The organism is Corynebacterium tuberculostearicum, from assembly GCF_022347385.1.
Classification (GTDB): domain Bacteria; phylum Actinomycetota; class Actinomycetes; order Mycobacteriales; family Mycobacteriaceae; genus Corynebacterium; species Corynebacterium tuberculostearicum_M.
Genome location: NZ_JAKRDT010000006.1, coordinates 1 through 21381 on the forward strand (window position 1 = coordinate 1; position 21381 = coordinate 21381).

Sequence of the window (21381 nt, forward strand, 5' to 3'; positions counted from 1 at the left end):
TACAACACCGAACGCATCCAACAACGACTCAAGGGCCTGACCCCGATGCAATATCGAAATCAGACCCTTGAAGCCCTAACCGCCTAGAATTAAACCAGTCCAACTTTCGGGGGCCAGTTCAAATTCCGCTGGGGCGCATTGTATTGCAGGCCCGGGCGATTAAATGCCGGCCTAAAAGTTAGTCGTAGGTGCCCAGCTGGTAGCTGGGAAGGTCAACCCACATTTTGTTGAATTCCTCGACTTCACCAGACACCGGTTCAAGGGAATCGCCCTGTGCCCGCAGGCGCACGGTGTGGTGGGCGGTAATGCCCTCTGCGGTGGTGCGGCTGCGCTCTCCCCACGTGAAATCGACCTCGTTGTCTGAGACCGGGGTGATGCTCTCTACCTTGTGGAAGATGGACATGTCTTTGGCCGGAGCGCCATTGACGTAGAAGGCTATGCCATCAGCAATCGAAGCGCCGGTGCCCGCCGGACCGTTCAAGTCACCCATTGAGCCGCGGAAGATGATCCAGCTAATCGTGGCGCACGGGTCATAGGAGTTCTCAATATCGGCGATCCAGTAATTGAAATCACTGCCATCATCGGCGGGCATGCGCCCGGGAGCCGTGCCAGAGGCGTAGACCTTGCGCGGGTCGTTGGGCAGCTCCGTGCACTCGCTGTCCTTGGCCTTATCCTGCTGCTGCGTGGTTTCCTCCTCGCCCCCGTCGGTGGACTCGGACGGGGAGGGTGCTGCAGCGGAATCCGCATCCTCCCCGCCGGAGGATTCATCCTCGGCAGGTGCTTGGCTGGAAAAGACCGGCTCTGGGGAGGAAGAAGAATCCTCCTGAGCACCGCAGGCGCTTAGCGCGAGCGGCAGGGTAGTAGCAAGCAATACGGCGGCGGAGAAGCGGCGTAGGCAGCGTGGTGTCACGGCAGGCATGCGGGAACTCCAGGATTAGTCGAGGAGGGTGGCGACGGAGTCCGGGTCGGCGTCGGAAAGCATCTGGCGAATGCGGTCGTATTCGTCGTCCTCGCCGATGGCCTTGGCGGCGTGGCCGAGCGCGGCGATGGCGCGTAGGACACCCTGGTTCGGTTCATGGGAGAAGGGGACAGGGCCCCAACCCTTCCAACCATTGCCACGCAGGCGGTCGAGGCTGCGGTGGTAACCCGTGCGCGCGCAAGCGTAGGCGGTGATGAAAGCGGACGGCTCAGAGCCTTCCTGCTCCTTGAGCTCCTGCTCCGCTAGGAGCGCCCACAGCAGCGGGGAATCGGGGTGGGCAACAATGCCGGCGGCGAGATCCGAGGTGGACTCTGCGCCGGGATCAGCCGGCAGCTCAATGGGTTTCGGGGCAAGCATGTCTTTCATTTCCATGCCACCCCACTGTAGCGACGCCGGCGCGCGGCTACCAGAAATCGGAGACGTTCAGCTCAAAGGCATAGAGCGCGCGGCGCACCACCGGCAGCGATAGCCCGATAACGGAGGAAGGATCGCCCTCGATGCGGTCAATGAACCAGCCACCCATGGCTTCCAAGGTGAAGGCGCCGGCGCAGTGGAGAGGCTCGCCGGAGTGGGCATATGCTGCGATATCGGCCAAGCTGGCGTGGGCAAAGTGCACCGTGGTGGTGGACGTTTCTACATGGCGCTTATCGCCAAAGATAAGGCAGTGGCCGGTCAGCAGCTCGGCTGTGCGGCCGGCTTGCTGGTGCCAGCGCTCAATGGTGGCTTCCTCGGTAAGGGGCTTGCCTTGTAGCTCGCCGTCGAGCAGCAGCATGGAATCGCCGCCGATGACAGGCTCGGTGGGGTAGCGTTCGGCCACCTTTTCAGCCTTGGCGGTGGCGAGGGCCGCCACGACATCGGCCGGCGGGTGGCCCGCGAGCGAGGCTTCGAGAGAGCGCTCGTCTATATCGGCCGGCTCCAATACAGGCTCCACGCCCGCGCCGCGAAGGATAGACGCGCGCGAGGGTGATTGGGAGGCGAGGATAAGTCGCATTAGAAGTACCGCACGGTATGGAAGGCGGAGGGGTTGTAGACGCGCTGCGCCCCAAAGCGCTCGAAGCGCTCGGCCGGGTTGCCCCATTCATTGCGTTCTCCGGTAGCGCCTGAGTGCTTGGCGCTCATCTGCGCCAATACGGTGCGCAGAGCCGCGAGCTCATCCTCGGTGGGATTGCCCTTGACTACCTTGATTTCAGGTGCAGACATGTGCCCTCCTAAACGGTTCCGTGCTTCTTCGGTACCTGGGCCACGGCCTTGCGCTCTAGCAGGCGCAGGCCTTCTACCAGGTAGTGGCGGGTTGCCGTTGGCTCGATGACATTATCGGCCAGCCCGCGCTCCGCTGCGGCGTAGGGGTGCAAGAAGAGCTCGTCCATCTCCTCTTCTTTGTCCTCCGAGCCATAAATGGCCAGGGAAGCTTGGGAGGCCTGGGTGACGGCAATTTCCGCGGTGGGCCATGCGTAGACCAGGTCCGCGCCGAGGTCCTTGGCACCCATAAATACGTAGGCCGGGCCAATGGCCTTGCGGGTGATCACAGTGAGCTTGCCGACGCTCGCTTCAGCCTGCGCATAGGCAAACTTCGACGCCCTGCGCAGCAGGCCGGCCTTTTCCTCTTCCGGGGTAGGCACAAAGCCCGGGGAGTCCACGAATTCCACAATGGGGGTATTGAAGGCATCGCAGGTACGCACGAAGCGTGCGGCCTTTTCTGCGGCGGCGGAATCTAGGGCGCCGGCCAGTGCCAGCGGCTGGTTGGCAACGATGCCGACGGCGCGGCCATCGATGTAGGCAAAGCCGGTAACGATGTTTTGTGCCGCCTCGACAGAAAGCTCGAAGAAGGAGCCTTCATCGACGACAGCCTTGATGACATCGCTCATGTCATAGGCCTGCGCGGCGGTATCCGGGATGACGCTATTGAGATCAAAGTCTGCGACGCTACCGGCTTCCACTCGCGGCGCCTCGGCGCGGTTATTGGCGGGGAAGTAGGCCAGAACGTCGCGCACCAGGGACAAAGCCTGCTTGTCGTCGCTGGCCACCAGGTGAGCGGTGCCAGACTCTGCGTGGGCTGCGGCACCGCCGAAGGTTTCCGGCTCCGCGCCGGCCACGTGGCTGGCGGCCTGGTGGAGGGCGGTGCCCTGGGTGACTACGAGGACATCAGCAAACGTCGGCGCGAACGCCGCAATGCCGCTGGTATTGCCCGCGACAACGGAAATCTGCGGGATAAGGCCCGAAGCCTGGGAGACACGCGCCATGAGGCGGGCGTATCCGGCCATGGTGACGATGCCTTCTTGTACACGCGGGCCGGTGGATTCATAGATGCCGATGATGGGCACGCCGGTCTTGATGGCGAGGTCATATATCTTGGTGAGCTTTTCGGCATAAACCTCACCCATCGTGCCATCGAAGATTTCGCCGTCCTGGCTAAAGACGCACACGCGGCGGCCGTCGATAGTGCCGTAGCCGGTGACCACGCCATCGGTATAAGGGCGGTCATGCTCGCGACCGAAGTCGGTAGAGCGGTGGCGGGCTAGCGCGTCCGTTTCCACGAAGGAGCCCTCATCGAGCAGCTGCGTCACGCGGGTGCGGGCGGCCGGCTCGCCTTCTCCCAGCGGCGCGCGGGACTCGGCGAGCTTGGCGTCCAGGTCCTCGATCTTGCCGGCGGTGGTTTTCAGGTCAGTCATAGGCCCCCACATTACTAGCGCACCCCGGTCAATGCGGAATGGAACGCTGCGGGGACGCGGTGCGGAAAATGATTGGGTGGCAAATGCCACCACAGTGTGGGCGGTGCATAAAACCTGGGAATTCCTTGGGTGGCACTAGGCCAAAGGGCCCTAATCTGGGGGTGGTTCCCACTGTAAACATTTAACGGTGCTGGGCAGGTGAGTGCCCATTATTGCACCTCAAGGTGGATAAAAGCATTAGAAAGATTTTCATTCAACTATTGATGTGTGCCCCGTAAGCCCTTATGATTGCCTGAGTCTTCATGAATGTTTCCCCTGATTTTAACGATCTATTAAGGACGGTCTTCTGGTGATTAAAAAGGGACTGCGTTTGCTCGCACCGCTCGCCGTAGCGGCTCTCTTCACGCCAGTGGCACACGCGGGAGATGTTCCCCCGATGCCGCAGGCATATCCCATTTCCAACCTCTACAAGAGCTGCAGTGCCGCCGGCGATAATGCAGAGCGCGAATGGCGCTTTGCAGAAACCGGCCGCCGCTACATGAGCGACGGCACCCTGCAGTTTAAAAACACCACCAACCAAGAAGTGCCCTACACCGCCGAGGTAGAAACTGGTACCAATCACGAGATTGAAGCCAATTCCAAGGCCAAGCTGCCTTCCGGTTGGGACACCACCGCTAAGTCCGATATCGGTCTGAAGATGACCAACGGCTGGCGCGATAAAGAAACCTTCGGCCCAGTGAAGCTGAAGCCGGGTGAGTCCTTCCGCGTCGAGTACGGCGTGATTGAAAAGGACTTCATCTCCATGTTCGTAGGCTGCAACGATGACCGCTTGGAAAATATCCCAGGCTCTAACGTCATCCGCGGTAAGGGCCCGGCCGAGCGCTACGCCTTTGCCTACATCATCAAGGCGGACGGCTCCGTGTCTGATCTGGCCATGGAAATTCCATCCCGTTCCCCGGGTGCAAACTCCAAGCCCATCGAGGGCAACTACACCTCCGTATCCGGCCCGAGCCTAGAGAAGATCGCCGATCCGAAGAAGGATGAGATCATGCAGCCTTCTGCGGATCTGCAGCGCGATCCCTCCTGGCCTAAGGAAGGCGATAAGTGTGAAGCCGGCGATAGCTCCTGGTACCCGCTGGACATCACCGCTGTAAAGCCGACCTACCGCAAGGCTGGTTACTCCACGGACTTCCTCAACTGGTCCAAGGGTGACTACGAGTTTGCACCGGTAACTGACTTCGTCGTTGGCGCCGAGCACGCCCCATACACCAACTGGCAGGGCAACCGCGGCGATATTCCGAAGGGCTGGCTGGAGTCCGTCGGTGCCGTAAAGCGCGCCTACATGCCGGTCGGCACCGAGCTCAAGCACGTCGACCTCAAGCCAGGCGAGCGCGTGCGTGTGGAGTATGGCACCACCATGACCCGCATTAACTACCGCGAGATTCACTGCGGCAAGAGCGGAGACTACGACCTCACCTCTAACTACAAGCAGACCTCCGCCCCGAGCGGCTTCTGGGCAGAGGCCAAGATCACCGATAAGGCCGGCAATACCCGCACCGAGGACGTCACTCCGGACGACTTCCGTGACCTGCCGGTTTCCACCCAAACCATCTACTAAACCCCACCACACCTACACAAGGAGAAAGTTCCATGTTCAAGTCCAAGATTGCTTCTACCACCGCGGCTCTTGCCGTTGCTTCCGGCCTCATCTTCGCTCCGGCCGCTAACGCCCTGCCGCAGCGCGACCTCGGCCCGGCCAACCCGACCACCATCGGTGAGCGTTGCTCCAACCCGGGTGATACCGGCCAGACCGTTGACATCAAGCGCACCTACTTCGATGGCTCCGCCGGTTCCTGGACCGTGTCCAACTACAACGATGAGCCGCTGCCCGTTACCCGTTCTATCAAGGAAACCAAAACCAAGACCTGGAATGTTTCCGCCGGCGTTGACTTCAAGCTGATGGACCTCATCAACTTCACCTTCTCCTCCAGCTACACCGATAGCCAGTCCTACGAGGTAGGCGAGCAGGTTGGTCCGTACAACATCGCTCCGGGCAAGACCGCCGTCCTGCGCGCCGGCTGGGTTGTCTCTGACTTCGAGGGCCAGAAGACCGTGTGCGGCTCCGACCACAAGTGGCAGGCCAACGGCGGCACCTTCACCGCCACCCTGCCGAAGGAGCGCCACATCGAGGTCTCCACCCGCGATAACAACGATTGGGGCTAAACGTGAGCAAGACGTCCATCGCTAGCGCCCTCGCGGCGCTGAGCCTGGTGGCCGCTCCTGTTGCCCACGCCGCTGATTTCGGTGGGGACTTTGAGCTGCCCCAGCGCTGGAACGACGACTACAAGCCAGGCACGCATTGCTCGACGCCAGGTGAAAACGGCACCTACGTCACCGCAAAGCGCCGCTGGTTCAAGCAGACCGACGCTACTAGCGTGGCAAACCGCAACGCCGAGGAAGTACCGGTCAAGCACACTGTTACCCAGGCTCGCACGCAGACCATCGAGGTCTCCGGATCCGTTGAGGGCACCGGCGAGCTGGCCAAGGTGCTGACCAAGACCTATGGCTTCAACTACGTCAGCGAGCAGCACTGGAAGCTAAACCAGGTGGTTGGCCCGTACACCTTGCCTGCGAACTCGCAGGGCAAGCTGGTATGGGGCTTTACCATGCTCGACACTGACGGTCAGGACGTGCGCTGCAACTCCGACCAGCAGTGGGAAGCCCAGGGCAAGCCGTATTCGGCTTCTGTGCCAGAAGCGCGCTACTCCGAGCTGCGCCTCGAAGACGCGCCTGAGTGGAACTAGGCCACCACAACTATTAAGCGCCCTGTCGGCCCATAAGGACCGACAGGGCGCTTTTCTCTGTGGGTTGCGCAGTGCGCCAGTAGGAGAGGAGGCTGCAGCTGCGCGCTCAGGCTTAGGCTGGCAGCCAGGCGTAGCCGTACGGCCCGAGCTCTACTGGGCCCAAGTCGATGGAGCGATCGCTGAAGTTGTGCAAGCACAGCAGATCGCCGCGCTGGTAGCCAAGGACGGCTTCCTCGCCCGTCTCTACTGGTTCGCACGGAGCGGTGCCGAGATCCGGATGGGCATGGCGCTCGGCAATCATGGAGCGAACGGTGTTGAGCAACGAGGTGGCGTCATCAAGCTGGGCGGCCACGGAGGTACCTCCCACAACCGGAAGGCGGGAAGGTGCTTTGGTGCTGAAACCAGAGTGCTCGGAATCGTCCCACTGCATTGGGGTGCGCACCGCATAGCGGTCTGGGAGCGTGGTGTCATCGAGCATGCCAATCTCATCGCCGTAGTAGATAAACGGTGCGCCCGGCAGGGTCATCAGCAGCGAGAACATGAGCTCCACCTTGCGGCGATCACCGTTCATCAGCGGCATCAGCCGGCGGGCAATGCCCACATGGGCGCGCATTTCATCATCGGGGAGGAAAGCCTCATACATTAGCTCGCGCACGTCATCGTCCACCATCTCCAGGGTGAGCTCATCGTGGTTGCGCAGGAAGGTACCCCATTGGCAGCCATCCGGCAGGGCGGGTAGTTCGTCGAGGATGGAGTAGACCGGGGTGGCGTCGGCAAGCGCCAATGCTTGGTACAACCGCGGCATAACCGGGAAGTTGAAGACCATGTGGAAGCGCTCGCCCTTGCCATAGAACTGCATGGTCTCGGCCGGAGGCTGGTTGGCCTCCGCGATGAGCACCGCGTCCGGGTAGTGGGTGTCCATGAAGGAGCGAATCTTCTCCACAAACTCGATGGTCTCCGGCAGGGACTCGCCACCCAGACCATCGCGTTCAAAGAGGTAAGCAATAGCATCAAGGCGCAGGCCGTCCAACCCCTTGTCCATCCAGAAGGACAAGATCTTGAACACTTCCTCCTGCACGGCCGGGTTATCGTAGTTCAAATCCGGCTGGTGGGAGTAGAAGCGGTGGAAGTAGTACTGGCCGCGCTGGTCATCCCATGTCCAATTGGAGGTTTCCACGTCGGTGAAAATGACACGGATTTCGGGGTAGCGCTCTGGGTCATCGCCCCAAACATAGAAATCGCCATAGGGGCCGGTGGGAGCCGTGCGGGAGGCCTGGAACCACGGGTGGTCGGAGCTGGTGTGATTGAGCGCCAGATCCGTCATAATGCGCATGCCGCGGCGGTGCAGCTGCGCAATGAGCTCTTCAAAGTCCTCCATCGTGCCGTAATCCGGATGGATGGAGTAGTAGTCCGCGATATCGTAGCCATCATCGCGCAAGGGGCTGGCATAAAACGGCGAGAGCCACAGGCAGTCCACGCCGAGCCACTGCAGGTAATCCAGCTTATCGATGACCCCGCGCAGCGTGCCTACCTCCTTATCCCCATCGGCCTTGAAGGAGCCGACGAGGGCCTGGTAGAAGACGGCATTGTGGTACCAGCTCATGAAAGGTCCTTTCTTTTCGCCCGCCAGGTCAGGTAGGTAAGGAGGCACAAGACGCCGGCGAGGAGGCCGGGCCATAAGGCGGGGGAGTCGTGGAAGAGATTGAGTACAGCTTGGATAACCGCGAGGAGGCTAAAGAAACCGAGGAAACCTAAGGCGGTATCCCACAGCATGGCCCGGCGCATTAGGCCTTGACACCACCTGCGGTGAGACCGGCGACGATGCGGTGCTGGAAGATGAGCACCATGATGACCAATGGGATGGTCACCAATGCGCCGGCGGCCATGGTTGCAGCATACGGGTACTCGAAAGCGGACGGGCCGGAAAAGCGTGCAATGGCTACGGTCACCGGCTCGGTATCGGTGGTGGACAGCTGCTTGGCCAGCATGAACTCATTCCACGTGGTGATAAAGGCGATGATCGCGGTGGTAAATAGCGCCGGTGCTGCCAGAGGCAGGAGGATGAGGCGGAAAGCCTGGGAGCGCGAGGCACCATCCACCCGGGCTGCTTCTTCTAGTTCCCAAGGCAGCTGGCGGAAGAAGCTCAGCAGCGTATAAACCGTCAGCGGAAGCGCGAAGGAAATATTGGGGATGATCATCGCGCGGTAAGTACCAATCCATTCCAGGGTGCCAAAGAGCTGGAAGAGCGGAGTGACCAAAGCAATGGCTGGAAACATGGAGGCGGCCAGGATAATGCCGGTGACGATTCCCTTCCCCGGGAAGTCATAACGGGAAAGTGCATAGGCGGTAAAGACGCCGATGAGCACGGCCACAGCGGTAGTAACCAGGGAGATAAGCAGCGAGTTTCCAAGTGCGGCTAGGAAGTCATTTCCCTTATCGGTAGCCAGGGCATCGCGGAAATTATCCAGCGTGACGTGGGTGGGCCACGGGGTGGTATCGAAGGTGAATCGCTGATCCCGCAGCGCCGTTACCAGCATCCAGTAAAAGGGAGCTAGGCCCCAGAACATGATGAAAATGATGCCGGCGTAGTGTCCGAATTTACGCATTATTTAGCTGCCTTCCTGCCGGAGACATCCGCGCCAAGGAAGCGGATGAGGATAAAGGCGACGACGAAGATGAGAAGGAAGATAAGGGTGGAGAGCGCGGAGGCGGAGTTGAAATTGCCTTGGCGCATATCCTCTACCACTAGCTGGGAGATGGTCGCGGTGGGGGAGTTGGAGGAACTAGAAATCATGATGACCGGTAGGTCATACATGCGCAGCGCATCCAGGGTACGGAAGAGTACGGCCACCATGAGAGCCGGGCGCACCAGCGGGAGCGTGATGCGGAAGAAGGTCTGAATACGGTTGGCGCCGTCCACGCGGGCGGCATCGTAAACGTCCTTGGGAATCATCTGCAGGCCGGCCAGGATGAGCAGCGCCATGAATGGTGCTGTCTTCCATACGTCCGCGATGATGACAGCCAGGCGAGCGTAAAACGGGTCCGTGGTCCAAGCAATGTCCGCACCAAGCAGCGAGTTGATGATGCCCTCCGGGGCGAACATGAACTGCCACAGCTTGGCCGTGACGGCCGTAGGAATAGCCCAGGGGATAAGCACCGCAGCGCGCACCAGGCCGCGGCCGCGGTACTCACCATTCATAATCAGCGCCATCAGCATGCCCAGGATGGTCTCCAGCAGCACGGTAACGATGGTGAAAAAGAGCGTAATCTTTACCGCCGGCCAAAAGTCCGTGGCGATAACGCCCGGCGGGCAGGTAGAAATCTGACCAGTGCCGGAAACGCACCGGTTATTAATCCAGTACAGGTAATTTTCCAGCCCGGCAAAGCCGCCTTCCTCAAAAAGCCCCGTTTGCGGGTTGAGGTGCCTATTGCCTTGGAAGGACAGGAAAATGGCGCGGATGATGGGGTAGCCGATGATGACGGCGAGCACGATGAGCGCCGGAGCAATCAGCCCGGCCACGCGCCCATAATTCTTGTGCTGGGGCTTCGGCACGCTTGCCGACGCCCCCTTCGGCGCCCCCTTGGACGCAGTCGGCGAAGCTATAGCCACGCTGGACCGCCTTTCTGTTCAAGAAATGCTAAGTATTGGCTAGATTCTATCCCCATTAGGGGAGTGAAAACCACAAAGGGTGAGGCGGCGGGGTGTCCGCCTACCTCACCCGGATTGGGCGCTTAGCCCTGGGAAGCCGATTCGATGGCCGCCTTCATATCGGCGGTGGCATCATCCACCGACTTGCCATCCGTCAATGCAGCGTAGGCATTGTCTTGGATGGTCTTGGAAATCGCCGAGTAGAACGGGGAAACCGGGCGCGGTGCCGCGTTCTCCAGAGATTCCTTGAGTGCTGGCAGGTACGGGAATTCCTGCTGCAGCTGCGGGTCATCGTAAATGGAAGCCAAGACCGGCGGGAAGGACTGCTCCGCGAAGGACTTCTGGTTGTCCTCGTTGATGATGAACTTCATGAAGTCGAGCGCGGTGCCCTTATTCTTGGAGTTGATATTGATGCCGTTGTTATAGCCACCCAGCGTGGACACGCCTACGCCGTCCTTGCCCAGCGGGGCCTGAACCTCGACGTCGATGCCGGCATCCACCGCGTTGGAGTACATATATGGCCAGTTCATGGCGAAGGCGGTCTTGCCCTCAGTAAAGGCCATATTGGTTTCTTCCTCGGTAGCGGCGGTGGAGTCCTTGGAAATGGTCTCCTCCTTGTAGGCATCCACCATGGCCTGAAGGCCGTCCTTGGCCTCCTTGGAGTCCACGGTGACGTTGCCGTCCTTATCCAGCACAGAACCACCCCAGCCTTCCATAAAGTCGGCGGTGTTGAGTGCCAGACCCTCGTACTGCTTGAGCTGGGTGGTCAGGCAGTCCTTGCCCTTGTCCAAGGCCTTACATGCGGACTTAAGATCCGCGAACTTCTCCGGTGTCTTATCCGCGAGCTCGGTATTGCGGAAAAGCAGCTGTCCGTTGGTGTTTTGTGGCAGTGCGTAGAGCACGTCGTTATAGGTGGCAGACTCCACGGTCGCCGGCAAAAGATCATCCGTATTGGTTTCAAAGTCACCATTGAGCGGCTGGAGCCACTGGTTGGCAGCGAACTCCGCGGTCCACACTACGTCGAGCGCCATGACGTCGTAGTCATCGCTGCCCGCCTGTAGGGACTGTACGAGGGTCTCGCGCTGGGCGTCGGCCTCGCCGGCCAGTTCCTTGAGCGTGACCTTCTCGTCTGGGTGCTGCTCATTCCACTTTTCGATGATGGGGGTCACCTTGTCCGTGTCATTTTTGCCCATGGCAAAAGTGATGGGGCCGTGTGCATCCGCGCCGCCCTCGGAGGAACCACCCGTAGCAGAATCGGAGGAGGAAGAAGAGCAGCCGGCCAAGGCCAGAACTGCGGTAGTTGCAACGGTGGTGCGAAGCAGGAATCTCTTCATGGAATTCACCTTTCGGAAAACTTTCGGTTCTTTAAACCTAAAATACGGAAACCAAAAGGTGGATAATTTTGGCCTATTTAACTCTAAATGGGGGTAGTAAGGGGGATGCTGCTGGCTCGGCCGTGTACCTGTTTTACGACGGTCTAGCTGCCTTTGCGGATAAGTCTCCTCCGTGGGGAATCGTGGGTGCTAGTTGTATTGACCTTAGATGTTAATTGGTTTGCCGAGATCCGTCCCGCTGGGTAGACTCTGCCGCATGTACTCAGGCATCGCTTTCATGAAGCTGCGTTCCGCCCGCTGACGGCGGCGGGACCCCTTCTGATCTTTCGTCTGCCGTCCTGGCCATCTGCCGGGCGGCCATCTTGTGCTGCCCGGCTCCATGACGAGCTGAGAGTATGCAATGCCAAACACACCAACCTTGCGGTCATGTGTGTGGAGTGGAACGCCCCAAGGGCCCGCCGCACACATCCGCGCTGAATCAATACACATCACCTTGGGGGACAGGCACCTCCTGAACGGGCTGGACGTCACCGTCTCCGCCGGCTCACGTCTGGCGATCGTCGGCGACAACGGCCGTGGCAAGACCACCTTGCTTCACATTTTGGCCGGGATCCTGACCCCTGACTCGGGAATAGTGACCCAAATGGGTTCCCGCGTCTTGGTTAAGCAGGACATGTCTACCGAGGGCAACCGCACCGTAGGCGACCTCATCGCCGAAGCGACTGCTCCCTCCCGGTCTGCGCTCGAGGCCCTTGACGTGGCGAGCGCTGCACTCGCTGCGGGTGACGACGCGGCCGATGCCTATTCCGCAGCGCTCGAGACCGCCACGCTACTGGATGCCTGGGACGCAGAAAGGCGGGTGGACATCGCACTGGCAGGCCTCGACGCCTGCAGCGACCGCGCTCGCATCCTGTCGACCTTGTCGGTCGGACAACGTTACCGGGTCCGGCTCGCCGTCGCACTTGGATCGACCCCCGACCTGCTCCTGTTGGATGAGCCCACCAACCACCTGGATGCTGAAGGACTGTCTTTTCTAACCGAGCAACTGCGTGACCACCCTGGTGGCCTGGCTCTGGTCAGTCACGACCGCGCGCTGCTGCATGATGTGGCGACGACCTTCCTGGATCTCGACCCGACCCGAGATGGTGTCCCGCGAACCTACTCGGGCGGCTACAAAGGCTGGATTGAAGGCCGCCGACGAGAACGCCTCAAGTGGGAACAGGATCACGCCGCCCAGGTTGCCCGACACGAGGAACTGACACGCGCTGCAGCCGAGGCGCGCTCCCGCCTGTCCCAGGGTGGATGGAGACCTGAAAAGGGCACAGGCAAGCACCAACGCGCCACACGCGCTGCTGGAGTGGTCCAAGCCTTCAACCGACGTATCGAAGACCTGAAAAGTCATGAAATCGGCGTCCCGGCGCCGCCACTGCGTCTTGCGTGGCCCGCCTCGGCAACCCGTGCCGGACAGAGCATCATGAACGCCACCCAGGTTACTGTGAAGGACCGATTGGACGCTTCGGTTTCGGTCGACGTGAACGGCGGTGACCGGTTGGTGGTCACCGGACCGAACGGCGCGGGAAAATCCACCCTGTTGGCACTTCTCGCAGGGCGGCTGGCCCCCACCACGGGACATGTGCGAGTTAATCCGAGAGCGCGCATCGCTCTGCTGTCCCAAGAGGTCCCCGACTGGGATCGCTCCAGCCCCGCACACGAGGTCTATGAGGCGTACCTGGCGAAGCTAGGCCGTCGAGCTCAGGCGCCGTCCCTCGGCTCGCTCGGGCTGCTCGAAGCCTCCGCAACCGGCACGCCGGTGGGGCGCTTGTCGCAAGGACAGCAACGCCGTCTCCACCTGGCCATGTGTCTGGCCCAGGATCCAGACCTGCTGCTCCTGGACGAGCCCACCAATCATCTGTCCTCGATCCTCGTTGATGACATCACCACCGAGCTGCTGCAGACCTCCTGCGCGGTGATCGTTGCCACGCATGACCGGCAGATGCTCCACGACCTGGCCGACTGGCCCCACCTGAACCTTGACCTGAAGGACATGCCATGAACCCGCTTCACCCCTTGACCATTCCCACGTACCGTCAGCTGTTCGCAGCGATGGTGCTGACCATCTTCGCCCAGGGTGCCTGGGCCCTCTACCTTGCCATGCAGACCCTCGACCTGGGCGCCACGCCAGCCACCCTGTCGGGTGTCGTAGTCTGGAGCGGCATTGGCCTGCTTGCAGGATCCCTCCCAGCTGGCGTAATTGCAGACCGGATCCCCAATAAGTCCGTCATCGTGGGCGTGCTCACCCTGAACCTCGCTATCGCGACCGCGACGTCCACGGCAGCAATCCTCGACATTGTTACCTTCTGGATGCTCGCGGTTTCCGCGTTCATTATTGGCACTTCAACCGCCTTCTTCTTCCCCGCCTACACGGCGCTGGTGCCAGTCCTGTTGGACGGTGACGGCTTAATGGCCGTCAACGGCCTCGAAGGCGCCGCCCGCCCGTTGGTCGGACAGGCAATTGCGCCCGCCGCCGTCGGAGCGGTCATCGGTGCCAGCATGCCCGCCGCTGGCGGATACCTCATCGCAGCAGCACTCGGACTTGCCCTGCTTGCGGCTCTGCAGCTTCCCGCCCCCACCCGCGCCGAGTCCGAGGCCGACGGTGCGGAAGACTCACTGATCACCGACCTGCTCGACGGCTTCCGCTACGTTTCCCGCACACGTTGGGTCCGCTCCAGTGTCCTGTTCGCGGCCGTAATGGGACTGGTAGTGACTGGACCACTCGAAGTCCTCCTACCTGCCCTCATGCGCTCATCGCATGACAACGGACCTGCACTCTACGGCACCGTCCTGGCTGCCCTCGGCGCGGGCGGGGTGGTGGGTTCTCTGCTAGCTGGGTCGTGGCGCACACCGGAACGCTTCCTGCCGGCCATGGTCGGTGCCTGGGTGATCGGATGCCTGCCCCTGTCCATCCCGGCGCTCACCAGCAATTCGTGGGCCATCGGCGCAGGCCTCGCGTTCTACGGGGCGCTGATCGGGATCGGAATGGTCATCTGGGGAGCAGTACTCCAAGAACACGTCCCCTTGGAGATGCTCGGCCGGGTCGCCAGCCTCGACTTCTTTATATCCATCGCCTTCATGCCTCTGTCCATCGCTCTCACCGGACTCCTCAGCCGCCACATCGACATCAGAACTCTGTTTATCGCCGCCGGCCTAGTGCCACTGGCCACGGGAGCACTCCTCGCAGCCCTGGGACAACTCAAGATGCCGCAGAAGACGCTTGTCGAGGCAGGAGAGGATTAATGCATGCCAACGCCATCCTCACACCTCGCCACCGCTCGGAGGTCGCCCAACTCCTCGTCGACGACGGATGGCCGATTAGCGAGGTCGCTGCCCGCTTCCAGGTCTCATGGCCGACCGTATCCTCTCGTCCTGCCATTTCAACCGGCTGACTCGCGTCCGCCGCGCTACGAGCATGACCACCCCGGAGCAAGCCCTACGACCCGTGGATAGGCACGGTCTACGTCCACGCCGTCATCGACGACTACTTCTGCCTCGTCTACGCCGAGATTCACGATGGCGAAACCGCAATCACCGCCACCGCGGTCCTGGTGGGGTTGGCGAGTGATTCAACGCCCACCGGTATACTTCCGAAGCCGAACGCCGCGGTGAGCTCGACGCCTGGCTGCATTACTACAACCGGCATCGTCCCCACACTGCGTGTGGAGACCAGCCGCCGTTTTCACGTTTGACTTACGGCTCCGGTTAGTTCAGCTAGTCCTGGGCGATGCGACGGCCCGTTTCCGGGTCAAAGCGGTGCGCTTCGCGCGGGTTGAATGTCAGCACGACCTCTTCGCCGCGCTGTGGTGGGGTGCCCTCGGCGCGAGCGACAAAGCGGTTTTCGCCCACGGTGACGTAGACATAGGACTCGGCGCCCAGCTCTTCCACAATGTCCACCACGCCTTGGAAACCCACTGGGCCCTTGTTGATAAACATCTTTTCTGGGCGCACACCTACGCGCCCACCGTTGTAGTCAAAGATATTCATGGCCGGCGAGCCAATGAAGCCGGCGACGAATTCGTTTGCGGGGGCATCATAAAGCTCGCGTGGCGGGGCAACTTGCTGCAGCTCGCCGTCTTTGAGCACCGCCACGCGGTCACCCATGGTCATAGCCTCAACCTGGTCGTGGGTGACGTAAACCGTCGTCGTGCCCAGGCGCTGCTGCAGGCTGGCCAGCTCTGCACGGGTCTGCACGCGCAGCTTGGCATCCAAGTTGGAGAGCGGCTCATCCATGAGGAATGCCTTCGGCTCGCGCACAATGGCGCGGCCCATAGCCACCCGCTGGCGCTGGCCGCCGGACAGATCCTTGGGCTTGCGCTTGAGATACTCGGTCAGGCCGAGCGTTTCCGCCGCCTCATGCACCTTGGCCTTGATTTCGGCCTTGGGCAACTTCGCCAGCTTCAAAGCAAAGCCCATATTCTCTTCAACTGTCAGGTGCGGGTAGAGGGCATAGTTCTGGAAGACCATGGCGATATCGCGATCGCCTGGTTCCAGGTTTGTGACGTCCTTGCCATCGATGGTGATGCGGCCGCTCGACGTCGGCTCAAGGCCCGCTAGCGCGCGTAGCGTCGTGGACTTGCCGCAGCCCGAGGGGCCAACGAGGACCAAAAACTCGCCGTCCGCGATATCGAGATCCAAGTCCTTAACCGTGGGAGCGCTCGCACCGGGGTAGGTGATGTTGACCTTTTCAAAAGTGACCTTTGCCATGCGCAACACACTAGCACCATTGGTGGTCGGTATTCTTAAGGCTTATGACTGCACTTGATTTGGAACGCATTCGCACCGCGCTGGCGGACGATTTCACCACCATCGATTTCGTGGAAAAGACCGGCTCCACCAATACCGATTTGATGCAGGCCACCAACGTTGCGAATGGCACTGTGCTGCTTGCCGACGAGCAACTTTCCGGCAAGGGCCGCCTCGGCCGCACTTGGACCGCACCGGCCGGCTCCCAGGTCATCCTCTCCGTGCTCTTGCTGCCAGAATCCCTCGAGCACTTGGGCACCTTGCCGCTGGCCGCGGGCCTTGCAGTGACCGATTCGATTGAGGGCACCGTGCTCAAATGGCCAAACGACGTGCACATCGACGGTAATAAACTGTGCGGCATCCTTGCTGAGGCCGGTCCCGTGGGCCAAGCCTTCAAGGCCGAGCCAAAGACCGAGCTCACCAAGGTGGAGGTAGGCAAGGCCGAAGTCAACAAAGCAGAGGTCAATAAGGCCGTAGGTGGCGCGGCGCCATCCGCGCGCGTCGTCGTGGGCATGGGCATCAATGTCACCCTGACTCGTGAGGAACTACCGATTGAAAAGGCCACCTCGCTCGCACTCGAGGGCCGCGATACGGACCGCACCGAGCTGGCCATTACCGTGCTGAAGAACCTGCGCCGTCGCATCGTGCAGTGGGAGAACCAAGATCCGCAGCTTCTTCGTGACTACCGTGCGGTCTGCTCCTCGCTCGGCCAGGAGGTACGCTTAGAGACCCCGTCCGGCGATGTCACCGGGCACGTTGATGAAATCGGCGAAGACGGCCGCATCATGGTCGCCGGCGAGTACTATTCCGCAGGTGATGTCACGCACCTGCGCCCACAGCAGTAAATCACCACAGTAGACACGCGAGGTAGCATCCATAGCTATGGGACTAATGAAGATGGGCCAAGGTGAGGTCAAGCGCGCGGATGTCTCCGCGCCGTTTCGCGCGCTGATTTTCCCCTTCCTCGAGCTCATCCTCATCACCGGCCTGCTGTGGATTGCTATCGGCTGGTGCGATGTCCAAGCAGTAGACCCGATGCTGCGCAATGGCCTCGTCGCGGTATGGGCGCTGCTGGGAATCTGGCGCTTTCTCATTCCTCTTTATAAGGCCCGCCGGAAGCGCTTCATCGTGACTAATAGGCGCGTCATCGCGCGCGAGGGCCGTAATATTGATTCGATTCCGCTGCAGGATATCCGCGGCGCCCGCAAGCGCCGGGGCGGGGTATCCCTAGCGATTCACGGCTGGGACCGAGCCATGTATTTTCCCAACGTGGCCAGGCCCAAGCGCGTGGCTGAGATTATTAACGATCGCCCTTGGTTTTAACCTCCGTGGTGTGCAGCTGGCTATCCAGATCCTCGGGAGAGAGGTTGGCCCGGCTGAATTCTTGCGTCAGCGGCAGGCGCAGTTCTAGGTCGGAGGCGGGGCAGAGCTCAACCGTTGCCTCATCCACTACGTAGTCCAGCACGTGGCCACCGGAGGTGCGGGCGGCGTCGATAAAGTGCACGTGGCAGCCCGGTACCGAGATTCCCTTTTCATAAACGGGGGTGCGGAAGCCGCCGATGACGCCCTCGACGTCCTTAAAATGCAGCTCCTTATCGCCGCCCACGGCTTCTGACATTGGCGGGTAGGGCTTTTCTTGCTTGACCACCGTGCGGGTGGTCACCTCCTTGAACGTGCCCACGATGCGCACCGCGTACATGTAGTTAGTGGAAGGCTCGAGTTTATCGATGAACGCGGAGAGCTGATCGCGGCGCAGGCCCGCGGGGGCGTCGGCAGTAATGCGCGGGACAAAGTTCGTGGCCACCGCGTAAGGGGTGCGCTGGTCTAGGTCTGCAATCTGCGCGGAGCCATCGCCGCGCAGCTGGTAGCAGGTGCCATCCAAAATGATCATCTCTCCGTCGAGGCCATCAAAGGTGCCGAGGCCAAAATTGCCTTTACCTAGCAGTTCCGAAATGGTCATTTCACCGTCATAAATGCCGTCCAGCAAAGCGGTCATGAGGGAATTTTGGAAGATGGTATGACGAGTGAACATAGTATCCAGGCTAGTATTGGGGGCGTGAGTGACTTAAAGCCTATTGTAACTGTTTGTGGCGACGGTCAGCTGGCTCGCATGATGCAGCCGGCCGCCGCGGAACTCGATATTCACCTGCGGATTCTGGCCAGCAAGCCGGATTCCTCCGCCGCGCAGGTCACCCCGGACGTGGTGCTGGGGGATTACACCTCCTTGGAGGAGCTGCGCGGTGTGGCAGAGGGCGCGGATGCCATTACCTTCGAGCATGAGCATGTGCCCAACGAGCACTCCGCCGCGCTTATCGACGCCGGATTTAACGTCCAGCCCCAGCCCACCGCCCTCATTTATGCGCAAGATAAGCTCAAGATGCGCGAAAAGCTCGCCGCGCTGGGCGCTCCCGTGCCGCGCTTTGCCGCCATCGACTCGGTGGCCGATGCCCGCGCCTTTTTCGACGCCGTCGATGGCCGCGTATGCCTCAAGGCCCGCCGCGGTGGTTATGACGGCAAGGGCGTATGGTTCCCCACCGCCGATAATTGCTTTGAGCTGGTCTCCGAGCTGCTCGAGGCCGGAACCCCGCTGATGGCAGAGGAAAAGGTGGAACTTACCCGCGAGCTTTCCATCTTGGTCGCCCGCCGTCCTTCCGGCGAGGCCAAGGTGTGGCCGATTACCCAGTCCCGACAGGAAAACGGCATTTGTGCCGAGGCCATCGCACCCGCACCCGGCCTTACACCGGAACTTTCCCAGCGCGCGTCCGAGCTGGGCCTGTCCATCGCCGAGTCCCTCGGCGTGACCGGCGTGCTGGCCGTCGAACTCTTTGCTTTCGACGGCCCCGAAGGCGAGGATATCTCCGTCAACGAACTGGCCATGCGCCCGCATAACACCGGCCACTGGACCCAGGACGGCTGCGTGACCTCCCAATTTGAGCAGCACCTGCGCGCCGTGCTCGACCTCCCCTTGGGCGCAGTCGACGCGCTCGCACCCGTCACCGTGATGGCCAATGTTTTGGGCGCTGACGAAGATCCCGCCATGCCTATGCCGGAGCGCGTCCGCGAGGTCATGCAGCGCTACCCGCAGGCCAAGATTCACCTTTACGGCAAGGACCACCGCCCAGGCCGCAAGATTGGCCACGTCAACGTCACCGGTGAAGATACCGACGAGACCCTGACCATCGCCCGCCAGGCCGCGCACTTCCTCGTGCACGCCGAATGGGCTTAAATTCCTTCCTGTAGAAAGGACACTATGCAACCGCACGTAGGCATCATCATGGGCTCCGATTCCGATTGGCCCACCGTTGAACCCGCCGCTCAGGTCCTCGCGGACTTTGGCATCCCCTTCGAGGTCGGCGTGGTCAGCGCCCACCGCACCCCGGAAAAGATGCTGGCCTATGCCAAGGAAGCCCATACCCGCGGGTTGAAGGCGATTATCGCTTGCGCCGGCGGTGCCGCGCACCTTCCCGGCATGGTCGCCGCGGCCACGCCGCTGCCGGTCATCGGTATCCCCCGCGCACTAAAGGATCTCGATGGCCTCGACTCCCTCCTGTCCATCGTGCAGATGCCCAGCGGCGTGCCGGTAGCCACCGTCTCCATCGGCGGTGCAAAGAACGCCGGCCTCCTCGCCGCCCGCATCCTCGGCGCTGGCGATCCCGCCATCCAAGACAAGATGGTGGACTACCAAAAGCAGATGGCCGAAGAGGTCGAGCAGAAGGATAAGAACCTGCGAGACAAGCTGCTGGGAGAGTAGTTTTCCGGTCTAAGGCCAAACAAAACAAGCACGTTTTAGCCAAAGCCGCGTAGTTTTTCGGCAAAACGTGCTTGTTTTGTCTCCTAAGCTCTAGCGAAGTTCTCGTCGCCCCTTGCCAACATGCAAAACAACCACGATTCGGCAGAATTCGCGGAGGAAAAGGGTAAAACGTGCTTGCTTTGCATCGTTGTAGCCTGCGGCCTGAGGTAGCGTGCTTTAAGCTTTCGGGCAGGGGAATAATGCTCAAAGGGGGGAAGCATGGAAGAAGTACTGGTTTCAGGTCTAAGCAGGGGAGAGCTGCAAACTCATGTAGCGAATGGAAAGATAATCCGAATCGGCCGCGGGATCTATACGTGGCGGGAACCGACTCCCATGGAGGTAGCTCGCATCCTGCACAAGCGGTGGCCTGGAATTATGCTTGCAGGAAGCTCTGCGGTGCAGCTGTACTCCAAGAAGGAGATGACCTTTCCTCTAAAATGTGCCTACAGGCATGTCGTGAGTGGTTCGCAGTGGTTTGAAGTCGAGAGAACTCGGCAGAAAACGAGATTTACGTTTGAAGGTATCCCCGTGCAAAATCCCCTGCTAGCGGCGGCTGCGGTGGATGACGATCGAGCAGTAACGATGCTTGAAACGCGATATCAAAACAGGCGCGGTAAGCAAGCCTTAGAAAAAGATCTCGGATGCATTGCGCGGGTACCAGCTCGGGTTAGGGAATTAGTGAATAAATCTGCGGTAGGTGCCGATAGTGAAGCAGAAAGGAAAGTAATCCGCGCGCTTCAGTGTCGTGGGAAGAAGGTTCAGGTAAACCACCAGATAAGTCCCTATCTATGGGACATCGTTGTAGGGAAGGTCGCCGTAGAAATCGATGGCTATGACTTCCATAAGGCGGAGGATTTGGGGACCTTCGTTAAAGACCGCTGGAAGGGAAATGATGCGGCGCTAAGAGGGTATACCGTTCTTCGCTATTCAGGCAGCTGCGTTAAGCATCACTTGGTGGATGTGGTTCAGCAGATTTCTGAGGCTCATGAGGGGCGAACGAATTTCGGCTCTCTTGCTCACGAATCCGTGTGGCGTTGGCATTGGCTTTTAGCCGGGTATGAAGCCGAGCCAATTTACGGCTAGCGCCCTTCGATTTCTTCCGTGACCTGTTCAAAAGAGAAGCGTTCGCCGGTATCGGCAACGCGGGCTTGGCGGAGGGCTTCAGCATCTGCAGCGGCTTCGAGGCGGTCAAGGAAAGCTAGTTCCTGAGGCGAAATGATAACTGCGGCTTCCTTACCGTTGCGGGTGACAACGGTGCGGGTGCCTGCGTAGTGGGCTTGGTCAATGACCTGGCCTAAGCGGGTGCGGAGTTCGGAAAGTGGCAAAGACAATGAAAGCTCCTAAAACATCAAAGTACTA

At 60.6% G+C, this 21381-nt stretch carries 24 protein-coding genes and 2 pseudogenes; 13 read left to right on the plus strand and 13 right to left on the minus strand.

Features of this window, described 5'->3' with window-relative positions:
- The coding region (locus MHK00_RS04525) for an IS3 family transposase (RefSeq protein WP_239230518.1) at positions 1-87 on the plus strand (87 nt) is incomplete at its 5' end.
- Between the two features lie 91 nt (positions 88-178).
- Here MHK00_RS04525 and MHK00_RS04530 read toward each other — a convergent pair.
- Genes MHK00_RS04530 through MHK00_RS04550 form a run of 5 tightly spaced genes read right to left on the minus strand, consistent with a single transcriptional unit; the run spans position 179 to position 3648 of the window.
- On the minus strand, positions 179-919 hold the full coding sequence (locus MHK00_RS04530) for a hypothetical protein (RefSeq protein ID WP_250410671.1): 741 nt from the start codon (positions 917-919) through the stop codon (positions 179-181).
- Between the two features lie 15 nt (positions 920-934).
- Positions 935-1351 carry a DUF3151 domain-containing protein gene (locus MHK00_RS04535; protein ID WP_250410673.1) on the minus strand — a complete coding sequence of 139 codons (417 nt, stop codon included), beginning with the start codon at positions 1349-1351 and terminating at the stop codon, positions 935-937.
- Positions 1352-1382: 31 nt separating this feature from the next.
- Entirely contained in the window at positions 1383-1970 is a 588-nt protein-coding gene (locus MHK00_RS04540; protein WP_250410675.1) for a Maf family protein, read from the minus strand.
- Positions 1970-2179: an acyl-CoA carboxylase subunit epsilon gene (locus MHK00_RS04545; RefSeq protein ID WP_198492599.1), complete on the minus strand. Its 210-nt coding sequence runs from the start codon at positions 2177-2179 to the stop codon at positions 1970-1972. Before MHK00_RS04545 ends, MHK00_RS04540 begins: the two co-directional genes overlap by 1 nt.
- Before the next feature lie 8 nt (positions 2180-2187).
- On the minus strand, positions 2188-3648 hold the full coding sequence (locus MHK00_RS04550; RefSeq protein ID WP_250410677.1) for an acyl-CoA carboxylase subunit beta: 1461 nt from the start codon (positions 3646-3648) through the stop codon (positions 2188-2190).
- Positions 3649-3997: 349 nt separating this feature from the next.
- Here MHK00_RS04550 and MHK00_RS04555 point away from each other — a divergent pair, with 349 nt between their 5' ends.
- Genes MHK00_RS04555 through MHK00_RS04565 form a run of 3 tightly spaced genes read left to right on the plus strand, consistent with a single transcriptional unit; the run spans position 3998 to position 6452 of the window.
- Positions 3998-5266 carry a hypothetical protein gene (locus tag MHK00_RS04555; protein WP_005326723.1) on the plus strand — a complete coding sequence of 423 codons (1269 nt, stop codon included), beginning with the start codon at positions 3998-4000 and terminating at the stop codon, positions 5264-5266.
- Between the two features lie 32 nt (positions 5267-5298).
- Positions 5299-5871: a hypothetical protein gene (locus MHK00_RS04560; protein ID WP_005322542.1), complete on the plus strand. Its 573-nt coding sequence runs from the start codon at positions 5299-5301 to the stop codon at positions 5869-5871.
- A gap of 2 nt (positions 5872-5873) precedes the next feature.
- Positions 5874-6452: a hypothetical protein gene (locus MHK00_RS04565; protein WP_005326721.1), complete on the plus strand. Its 579-nt coding sequence runs from the start codon at positions 5874-5876 to the stop codon at positions 6450-6452.
- A gap of 112 nt (positions 6453-6564) precedes the next feature.
- Here the strand turns inward: MHK00_RS04565 and MHK00_RS04570 are convergent, their stop codons facing one another.
- The 5 genes from MHK00_RS04570 to MHK00_RS04590 form a co-directional block, all read right to left on the minus strand.
- Complete coding sequence (locus tag MHK00_RS04570; protein ID WP_005326719.1) at positions 6565-8055, minus strand: alpha-amylase family protein; 1491 nt, start codon at positions 8053-8055, stop codon at positions 6565-6567.
- Complete coding sequence (locus tag MHK00_RS04575) at positions 8052-8237, minus strand: hypothetical protein (protein ID WP_005326716.1); 186 nt, start codon at positions 8235-8237, stop codon at positions 8052-8054. The genes MHK00_RS04570 and MHK00_RS04575 overlap by 4 nt, the downstream gene beginning before the upstream one ends.
- A complete protein-coding gene (locus MHK00_RS04580; protein WP_250410678.1) occupies positions 8237-9058 on the minus strand; it encodes a carbohydrate ABC transporter permease in 822 nt (273 codons plus the stop codon). The genes MHK00_RS04575 and MHK00_RS04580 overlap by 1 nt, the downstream gene beginning before the upstream one ends.
- Complete coding sequence (locus MHK00_RS04585) at positions 9058-10062, minus strand: carbohydrate ABC transporter permease (RefSeq protein WP_436232068.1); 1005 nt, start codon at positions 10060-10062, stop codon at positions 9058-9060. The genes MHK00_RS04580 and MHK00_RS04585 overlap by 1 nt, the downstream gene beginning before the upstream one ends.
- 122 nt (positions 10063-10184) lie before the next feature.
- Complete coding sequence (locus tag MHK00_RS04590) at positions 10185-11435, minus strand: ABC transporter substrate-binding protein (RefSeq protein ID WP_250410680.1); 1251 nt, start codon at positions 11433-11435, stop codon at positions 10185-10187.
- 400 nt (positions 11436-11835) lie between these two features.
- Here MHK00_RS04590 and MHK00_RS04595 point away from each other — a divergent pair, with 400 nt between their 5' ends.
- The 4 genes and pseudogenes from MHK00_RS04595 to MHK00_RS12005 all read left to right on the plus strand — a co-directional run.
- The gene (locus MHK00_RS04595; RefSeq protein ID WP_366512259.1) at positions 11836-13488 is read left to right on the plus strand and encodes an ATP-binding cassette domain-containing protein; all 1653 of its coding nucleotides are present in this window, start codon (positions 11836-11838) and stop codon (positions 13486-13488) included.
- A complete protein-coding gene (locus tag MHK00_RS04600; RefSeq protein ID WP_250410684.1) occupies positions 13485-14729 on the plus strand; it encodes an MFS transporter in 1245 nt (414 codons plus the stop codon). Before MHK00_RS04595 ends, MHK00_RS04600 begins: the two co-directional genes overlap by 4 nt.
- A pseudogene (locus MHK00_RS12000) lies at positions 14729-14848 on the plus strand (IS481 family transposase); the annotation flags it as partial. The gene MHK00_RS04600 and the pseudogene MHK00_RS12000, both read left to right, overlap by 1 nt.
- Before the next feature lie 260 nt (positions 14849-15108).
- Positions 15109-15195, plus strand: a pseudogene (locus tag MHK00_RS12005) (hypothetical protein); the annotation flags it as partial.
- Positions 15196-15200: 5 nt separating this feature from the next.
- Here the strand turns inward: MHK00_RS12005 and MHK00_RS04610 are convergent.
- A complete protein-coding gene (locus tag MHK00_RS04610) occupies positions 15201-16193 on the minus strand; it encodes an ABC transporter ATP-binding protein (protein ID WP_250410685.1) in 993 nt (330 codons plus the stop codon).
- A gap of 44 nt (positions 16194-16237) precedes the next feature.
- Here MHK00_RS04610 and MHK00_RS04615 point away from each other — a divergent pair, with 44 nt between their 5' ends.
- Together MHK00_RS04615 and MHK00_RS04620 are read left to right on the plus strand one after the other, a co-directional pair.
- A complete protein-coding gene (locus MHK00_RS04615; protein WP_250410687.1) occupies positions 16238-17077 on the plus strand; it encodes a biotin--[acetyl-CoA-carboxylase] ligase in 840 nt (279 codons plus the stop codon).
- Positions 17078-17114: 37 nt separating this feature from the next.
- Positions 17115-17555, plus strand: coding sequence for a hypothetical protein (locus MHK00_RS04620; RefSeq protein WP_179387465.1), 441 nt, complete (start codon positions 17115-17117; stop codon positions 17553-17555).
- Here the strand turns inward: MHK00_RS04620 and budA are convergent.
- Positions 17533-18264, minus strand: coding sequence for an acetolactate decarboxylase (gene budA / locus MHK00_RS04625; RefSeq protein WP_250410689.1), 732 nt, complete (start codon positions 18262-18264; stop codon positions 17533-17535). The two genes, MHK00_RS04620 and budA, sit on opposite strands and share 23 nt — an antisense overlap.
- Here budA and MHK00_RS04630 point away from each other — a divergent pair.
- From MHK00_RS04630 to MHK00_RS04640, 3 genes are all read left to right on the plus strand, one after another.
- Complete coding sequence (locus MHK00_RS04630) at positions 18250-19458, plus strand: 5-(carboxyamino)imidazole ribonucleotide synthase (RefSeq protein WP_285439602.1); 1209 nt, start codon at positions 18250-18252, stop codon at positions 19456-19458. The genes budA and MHK00_RS04630 overlap by 15 nt on opposite strands.
- A 24-nt stretch (positions 19459-19482) precedes the next feature.
- Entirely contained in the window at positions 19483-19983 is a 501-nt protein-coding gene (purE, locus tag MHK00_RS04635) for a 5-(carboxyamino)imidazole ribonucleotide mutase (RefSeq protein ID WP_005322524.1), read from the plus strand.
- 258 nt (positions 19984-20241) lie between these two features.
- Positions 20242-21105 (plus strand): endonuclease domain-containing protein, encoded by an 864-nt coding sequence (locus MHK00_RS04640; RefSeq protein ID WP_250410691.1) that lies wholly within the window; start codon positions 20242-20244, stop codon positions 21103-21105.
- On the opposite strand, the gene MHK00_RS04645 is transcribed toward MHK00_RS04640, so the two are convergent.
- The gene (locus tag MHK00_RS04645; RefSeq protein WP_250410693.1) at positions 21102-21353 is read right to left on the minus strand and encodes a type II toxin-antitoxin system Phd/YefM family antitoxin; all 252 of its coding nucleotides are present in this window, start codon (positions 21351-21353) and stop codon (positions 21102-21104) included. The genes MHK00_RS04640 and MHK00_RS04645 overlap by 4 nt on opposite strands.
- Positions 21354-21381 lie beyond the last annotated feature (28 nt).